8 protein-coding genes are annotated in these 7,076 nt (G+C 40.7%); all 8 read right to left on the reverse strand.

Annotated elements, in window-relative coordinates; translation table 11 throughout:
• Positions 1 to 1,172: tryptophan synthase subunit beta (gene trpB / locus Q0X72_RS10680; protein WP_297765072.1), on the reverse strand; the 1,172-nt coding region annotated here is incomplete at its 3' end.
• 10 nt (positions 1,173 to 1,182) lie between these two features.
• Positions 1,183 to 1,848, reverse strand: a complete 666-nt coding sequence (locus tag Q0X72_RS10685) for a phosphoribosylanthranilate isomerase (RefSeq protein WP_297765074.1) — start codon at positions 1,846 to 1,848, stop codon at positions 1,183 to 1,185.
• A complete protein-coding gene (gene trpC, locus Q0X72_RS10690) occupies positions 1,845 to 2,630 on the reverse strand; it encodes an indole-3-glycerol phosphate synthase TrpC (protein WP_297765077.1) in 786 nt (261 codons plus the stop codon). Before trpC ends, Q0X72_RS10685 begins: the two co-directional genes overlap by 4 nt.
• Positions 2,630 to 3,622 carry an anthranilate phosphoribosyltransferase gene (trpD, locus tag Q0X72_RS10695; protein ID WP_297765080.1) on the reverse strand — a complete coding sequence of 331 codons (993 nt, stop codon included), beginning with the start codon at positions 3,620 to 3,622 and terminating at the stop codon, positions 2,630 to 2,632. Before trpD ends, trpC begins: the two co-directional genes overlap by 1 nt.
• Entirely contained in the window at positions 3,619 to 4,188 is a 570-nt protein-coding gene (locus Q0X72_RS10700; RefSeq protein WP_297765082.1) for an aminodeoxychorismate/anthranilate synthase component II, read from the reverse strand. Before Q0X72_RS10700 ends, trpD begins: the two co-directional genes overlap by 4 nt.
• Positions 4,189 to 4,190: 2 nt before the next feature.
• Positions 4,191 to 5,588, reverse strand: a complete 1,398-nt coding sequence (locus tag Q0X72_RS10705; RefSeq protein ID WP_297765085.1) for an anthranilate synthase component I family protein — start codon at positions 5,586 to 5,588, stop codon at positions 4,191 to 4,193.
• A 315-nt stretch (positions 5,589 to 5,903) separates the two neighbouring features.
• On the reverse strand, positions 5,904 to 6,488 hold the full coding sequence (locus Q0X72_RS10710; RefSeq protein ID WP_297765088.1) for a YceI family protein: 585 nt from the start codon (positions 6,486 to 6,488) through the stop codon (positions 5,904 to 5,906).
• 48 nt (positions 6,489 to 6,536) lie between these two features.
• Positions 6,537 to 6,983: a MarR family winged helix-turn-helix transcriptional regulator gene (locus Q0X72_RS10715; protein ID WP_297765090.1), complete on the reverse strand. Its 447-nt coding sequence runs from the start codon at positions 6,981 to 6,983 to the stop codon at positions 6,537 to 6,539.
• Positions 6,984 to 7,076 lie beyond the last annotated feature (93 nt).

Consider the following 7,076-nt stretch of genomic DNA (forward strand, 5'->3'; position numbering starts at 1 on the left):
TAATCAATATAGGTTTGCAGATCCTTATCTCCTCTTCCTGACAAATTGATCACTACCACATCATCCTGACTAAACTTTCTATGATCGAAAATAGCAAAAGCATGAGAAGTTTCTATGGCCGGGATGATCCCTTCTAATTGAGAGACCAATAATCCGGCAGTCATGGCCTCATCGTCAGTTATCGAAATAAATTCACCCCTTCCGGTTCTGTACAAATTGGCATGCATAGGGCCCACTCCCGGATAGTCGAGTCCGGCAGAAATGGAATACGGTTCAGTGATCTGACCGTCTTTTGTTTGCATCAGTAAGGTCTTGCTGCCATGTATGATCCCAACCTGACCCAAGGTTGAAGTTGCTGCACTCTTTCCGGAATGTATTCCTTTGCCAGCGGCTTCCACAGCAATGATGCCTACCTCTTCATTATCCAGAAAATGGTAATAGGTGCCGGCAGCATTACTGCCTCCACCCACGCAGGCTACAACATAATCGGGGTTTTCCCGTCCTTCCTTTTCCATCAGTTGCCATTTAATTTCTTCTGAGATCACAGACTGAAAACGGGCCACCATATCTGGGTAGGGGTGTGGCCCTACTACGGAGCCTATTATATAATGGGTATTCACAGGATTATTGATCCAGTCGCGAATGGCTTCATTGGTAGCATCTTTTAAGGTTCTGCTGCCCGAAAGGGCAGGTCTTACTTCGGCCCCAAGCATCTTCATTCGGGCAACATTAGGTGCTTGCCTTGCGATGTCTATTTCCCCCATGTATACTATACATTCAATACCCATTAGGGCACATACGGTAGCAGTGGCAACACCGTGTTGACCGGCACCTGTTTCTGCTATGATACGGTTCTTGCCCAGTTTCTTCGCCATTAAGATCTGTCCTATGGTGTTGTTTACCTTATGGGCACCGGTATGGCAAAGGTCCTCTCTTTTCAGATAGATCTTTGTCTTGTATTTTTCAGAAAGTCTGTTGGCAAAATAGAGGGGTGTAGGTCTGCCAACATAGTCCTTTAAAAGTTGATTAAATTCTTCCTGAAAAGAAGGATCAGCCATAATCTGTAAATAGTTCTGGCGAAGTTCTTCCGTATTGGGATAGAGCATTTCTGGAATAAATGCACCTCCAAACTCTCCGTAATATCCTCTTTCGTCTGCTTGATAGGTTTTCATAGCCAGCGTATTAATTTTCTTTTCGTAATTTATTTATAAAGATTTGTAAGTCTTTTGTATTCTTTAGACCCGGACTTATTTCAAATTTACTGTTCACATCAATGGCATGGCATTTCTGTGCTAAGGGCGAAGCCAGGAATTCAGAAAGTTCAGGAATATTAGCCAGACCTATTCCCCCGCTTAAAAAAAATGGTATATCGGAGGTATAGGAACTCATAAGGTGCCAGTCAAAAGTAAATCCATTCCCACCTGGCAATGGACCTTTGGTATCGAACAAAAAATAATCACAACAGGATTCATAGGGTGTTAATTTCTCAAAGGTGAAAGTAGTTCCTACACTGAATGCTTTTATTATTTTGTAGGTTCCTTTAGTCTTTTGATGCGCTTTTTCCAGCCGCTGGAGTTCCTCTTTAAGCTCCGCACAGAATTGGGCTGTTTCCTTCCCATGCAGCTGAATAAGATCTAGAGGTACTTGTATAAGTTTTTCTAGTATTTCATCAATTGAAGCATCTACAAACACCCCCACCCGTTTTATGGATAATGGCAAGGAAGGTAGTTTACCCGTAGAATATCGTTTTGAAGGCTCCCAGAATATAAATCCTAGATAGTCTGGCTCTAAAGCTGCCACGGCCTCCATGTTTTCGATATATTTCATACCACAGACCTTTACTTTCATACCTCTAAATCTTTTATAAAGTTAGTGGCGCTTTTACCGGGATCCTGGCTGGCCATAAATGACTCCCCAATAAGGAAACCTTCATAACCATCTTGTCGCAGACTTATGATTGCCGATGTTTGGCTAAGGCCACTTTCGGAAACTTTCACAAATTCATCCGGGATCTTGGAGGCAAGCATTCTGCTTGTTTCTAAAGAAACCTCAAAGTTCTTAAGGTTACGGTTGTTAACCCCAATCATGGTGAGTCCCGGCATTAGTGCATGGTTTAATTCGCTCTCATTGTGAACTTCCAGTAAAACTTCCAATTGAAGCTGCCTTGCCAACTCTGAGAATGCTTTGATATCATCTCTGGAAAGAATGGCCGCGATCAGCAAAATAACATCTGCTCCATGGGCTTTTGCTTCTATTAGCTGGTATTCGTCAATTATAAATTCTTTCCTCAACAGCGGAATATTTACGGTGGCACGAGCCAAAAGTAGATCTTCCAGGCCTCCTCCAAAGAAGTGGCTATCGGTAAGAACAGACATTCCGCAAACTCCCGCGGCTTCATATGCCTGGGCTACTTCCTGAATAGGGCTTATCGAATTGATCACAGATTTAGAGGGAGATCTGCGTTTAAATTCTGCGATGATCCCCGAGTCACTTTCCTTTAAAGCATTAGATAGGGAAACCGTTTTACGATTGAACAGCGTGGAAGCTTCAAGTTGTTTAACAGGAATAAGTGACTTTTTTAAGGCCACTTCCTTTTTCTTCTGTATTACTATTTTCTCCAGAATATCCATTAGCTGCTGAGTTCTTGTAAGGTGCGAAGCGCTTTTAGGGCTTTACCACTTTTAAGTGATTCCATTGCAATTTCGAAACCCTCTTTTGGGGAGCGTTCCTTTGCGGTCGCGATTGCTATACCGGCATTGGCACATACCACATTATTTTGGGCCTCGGTGCCCTTTCCTTGCAAAATATTCATAAATATCTGAGCAGAGGCTTCAATTGATGTGCCCCCGGCTATAGCTTCCTGGGATATGATTTTTACGCCAAAATCTTCAGGGAGTAACATGGCCTCTGTAGTGTTTGATATGGTTTTGGTGCGCCCGGTTAATGAAATTTCATCATAGCCATCCAGAGCATGAAGAATGGTGTATTTTTTGTCTGTATTCTGATAGAGATAGCCGTACATCCTCGCCAGCTCCAGATTAAATACACCTACGATCTGATTCTTTGGAAAGGCCGGGTTTACCATGGGTCCCAGCATGTTGAAAAAAGTTTTCACGGCCAATTCTCTACGTATAGGGGCCACATTTTTCATGGCTGGATGAAACAGTGGCGCATGAAGTACGCATATGCCCGAAGCCTCAATACACTTCCTTAGAAAATCGGCATCATTACTGAACTTTATTCCTAAAAATTCCATCACATTGCTGCTGCCACAGGTAGAAGAAACCCCATAATTTCCATGTTTGGTAACATGGATCCCTGCTCCGGCAGTCACAAAAGAAGCGAGGGTTGATATGTTAAATGTATCCTTCCCATCCCCTCCGGTACCACACAGGTCTATAGGATCGAAGTCTTTCAGATCTACTGCAAGACAGAGTTCTAAAAGGGCATCACGAAACCCTTCCAATTCTTCAATTGTAATGCTTCGCATCATATATACGGTAAGGAAGGCTGCCGTCTGACTCGGATTATAGGCACCTTTGGCCATGTTGATCAGAATGTGCTTGGCATCTTCCTTGTCCAGGATCTCCTGATTGATGAGCCGGTTTAGTGTTTCTTTCATGGTTTAGAATGTATCCAATTCTCTAAAATTTTCTTCCCCTGAGGCGTGAGTACAGATTCTGGGTGAAATTGCACCCCACACACATCGTATTCCTTGTGTCGTAAAGACATCAACTGCCCATTAGTATCAAAGGAGGTAGCTATCAACGTTTCCGGCAGATCCGGATCAACAACCCAGGAATGATATCTGCCAACTTCTATTGTTTTTGGCAGTCCTTCAAAAATAGGATCATTCTTGACGATCTCAACGGTGGTCGCAACTCCGTGATATACGTTGTCCAGGTTAATTAGCTTACCTCCAAAGACTTCCCCTATGGCCTGTTGTCCCAAACAAACCCCAAAAATACTTTTGGTTGGTGCATACCTTGCAATGATCTCTTTCAATAAGCCAGCCTCTTCCGGGATACCAGGTCCGGGAGATAGGACGATCTTTTGGAATTTATCTACCTCGTCAAGGGTTAGTTTATCGTTCCTTTTGACTACCACTTTACATTGCAGGTCTTCCAGATAATGCACCAGGTTGTACGTAAAACTATCGTAATTATCAATCATCAATACCTCTATCATAGCTACAGATCTTCTGCTATTTCCAGGGCTTTTGTTAAAGCACCTAATTTATTATAAGTTTCCTGTAATTCATTCTCCGGTTCTGAAGCAGCAACCAGACCAGCACCAGCCTGATAATACAATGAATGATCCTTGCTCAGGAAGGTTCGGATCATTATGGCGTGATTAAAATTTCCCTGAAAATCCATAAAACCTATAGCTCCTCCGTAATAACCTCTATTCGTAGGTTCATAGGCTTCAATTAGCTGCATGGCCCTGTGCTTAGGTGCCCCGCTTAAGGTACCCGCGGGGAAGGTATCGGCTACTACTTTTAGGGTGGGGATGTCTTTTTTCTTTTGTCCTGTCACCTTGGATACAAGGTGTATTACATGAGAGAAGTATTGTACTTCGCGGTAATTTTCTACTTTAACCGTGTTTCCATTCCGACTCAGATCGTTCCTTGCAAGATCTACCAGCATTACATGTTCGCTGTTCTCTTTGGCATCTTCCGAGAGTTTTTTAGCAAGTATGGCATCTTCTTCATCATTTCCGGTTCTTTTAAAGGTTCCCGCTATGGGATGTATCTCTGCTTTGCCGTCTTTTACAATAAGTTGTGCTTCGGGCGAACTCCCGAAGATCTTAAAATCACCATAGTCAAAATAGAAAAGATAAGGTGAAGGGTTAATAGATCTTAGGGCCCGGTAGACATTAAAATCATCGCCTTTGAAAGCCTGTGAAAATCTTCTGGATAGTACAAGTTGAAAGACATCGCCTCTATGGCAATGTTCTTTCGCAAGTTTTACATGTTCCTTATATTCCTGATCCCCTATATTGGTTGAAGGATCTCCTTCTTTCTTAAAGTTATAGGAAGCAAAATTTCGGGCATTCAATAGTTGTTCTATGTATTCAATATTGCTTTCCTGATCATAACAATGTGCAAAGATGTAGGCCTCATTCTTAAAATGGTTAATGGCAATGATGTTCTGGTACACAGCGTAATAAACATCCGGAATTGGAATGGAATCTTCTTTTTTTCGAATTTCAATTTCTTCAAAATACCTAACAGCATCGTATGCAATGTATCCAAATAACCCATTGTTGATGAATTTGAAATCTTTCTGAGTCACTTCAAATTTCTGAGCAAAGTCGTGAATTACAGCAGCTACATCCGTGGTGTTTATAATTGGCAGTTCAATTTTTTCTCCATCGGGGAATTGCTCAATAATCTTTTCATTTTGAATAGTGATGGAGGCAATAGGGTTACAGCAGATATACGAAAAGGTATTGTCATTGGCCCTGTAATCACTACTCTCCAATAGAATACTATTGGGAAATTTATCCCTGATCTTCAGATACACACTTACCGGGGTAATGGTATCTGCGAGGATCTTCTTATAATGGGTCTTTAATTTGTAGCGCATCTAACTGAAACTTTTTGTATTACTTTGAAACTAGCTGGGACTTTTAAAGCAAAAAGGCTTGTCGTGATAGACAAGCCTTTTCGTACAGTAGTACTTCAATGTGCTTCGCTCACGACATAGGACGTAAGGTAATCCACCACCAAGTATTTACTGTAATTGTTTTCATTGGTTCAAATATAGAAAGGAATTTTATATTTACAAATCAATTTTTCGGATTCTTAAAACACAGCATGGATATTCTAATATAATGCAGCGGAACAAAAAAAAATCCTGAATAGTTGAACCTATTCAGGATTTAAAATAAAATAAAATCTTCTAGAACTGCAGGTCAACAACCAGATCAAATTCGTCATAGATGGTTTTGTCTCCTAAGTTGTCAAAGAAACTTCCAGATCCATAACGCACATTATAATTCGCTCTATCTACTTTTACAGAGGCTGTTGCCTTACTTCCGTAAATGGAAACATCGAAAGTGATCGGTTTTGTTATTCCTTTGATAGTTAAGTCTCCTGTCACTTCGTACGAATTCTTGCCGGTCGACTTTACATCTGTAAATACAAGCGTAGAAGTTGGATAAGTTGCCACACCAAAGAAATCGTCAGATTTCAGGTGTCCTTCTAGTTTTGCTTTATATTCACCTTCAAGATCGGTTGAAATAAGGCTGGTCATATCAACACCAAAATTGCCTCCTACAAGAGCATCTCCTTCAAATGAAAGTGCTCCTTCAGTAAGCTGCACTACTCCAGTATGAGAGCCTGTCACTTTGTAAGCTTTCCACATTACAGAACTCTCTGCTGTATTTACTTCTTTCTTGACGGGCTCTGTGGTTGGGGTAGTGGTGGCTGTAGCTGTTGCTCCAAATACGATGGCCAGGGCCAAACTCAATACATTTCTTTTCATAATAATCATATTACTTTGTTTTAATAATTGTTTTTAAAATGGGAATGTTCAAAATTTATTTAATAGGATATTTAATTCAAGTAAATCCTGTTCTGTAAGATCTTCCACCAGTATAGCTTCTGTTTTATCCATAACTACATCCATGTCTTTCAACATGTCTAGCCCTTTTTTTGTAATGGTGATCTCAATCTTTCTTCGATTCTCTTCACAAACTGATCGATCCACTAATCCTTTGATCAGCAATTTATCTACCAGTCTGGTTGTGTTGCTCATTTTGGTAACCATACGCTCATTAATGGTGGAGAGATTAGCTGGGTTACTTCCCTGGCCTCTTAGAATTCTAAGAACATTAAATTGTTGTAAAGAAACACCGTAGGGTTTTAACCCTGCGCTAATGGTCTCTTTCACTTTATTGTTTACCAACATTAAATGAATGAGGGATCTGCTCTTTAGCGGAATTTCCTTTGTCGTTTTTAAAATCTTTTCTACATTCATGTAACTACAACAATTGTATACACAAATGTAATATTATTTAGTATACTTTTTCCAGGTAAAACGCTAAAAGTGTGTTAATTTTTTTTCATCAGA

The organism is uncultured Muriicola sp. (assembly GCF_947258935.1).
GTDB lineage: Bacteria > Bacteroidota > Bacteroidia > Flavobacteriales > Flavobacteriaceae > Muriicola.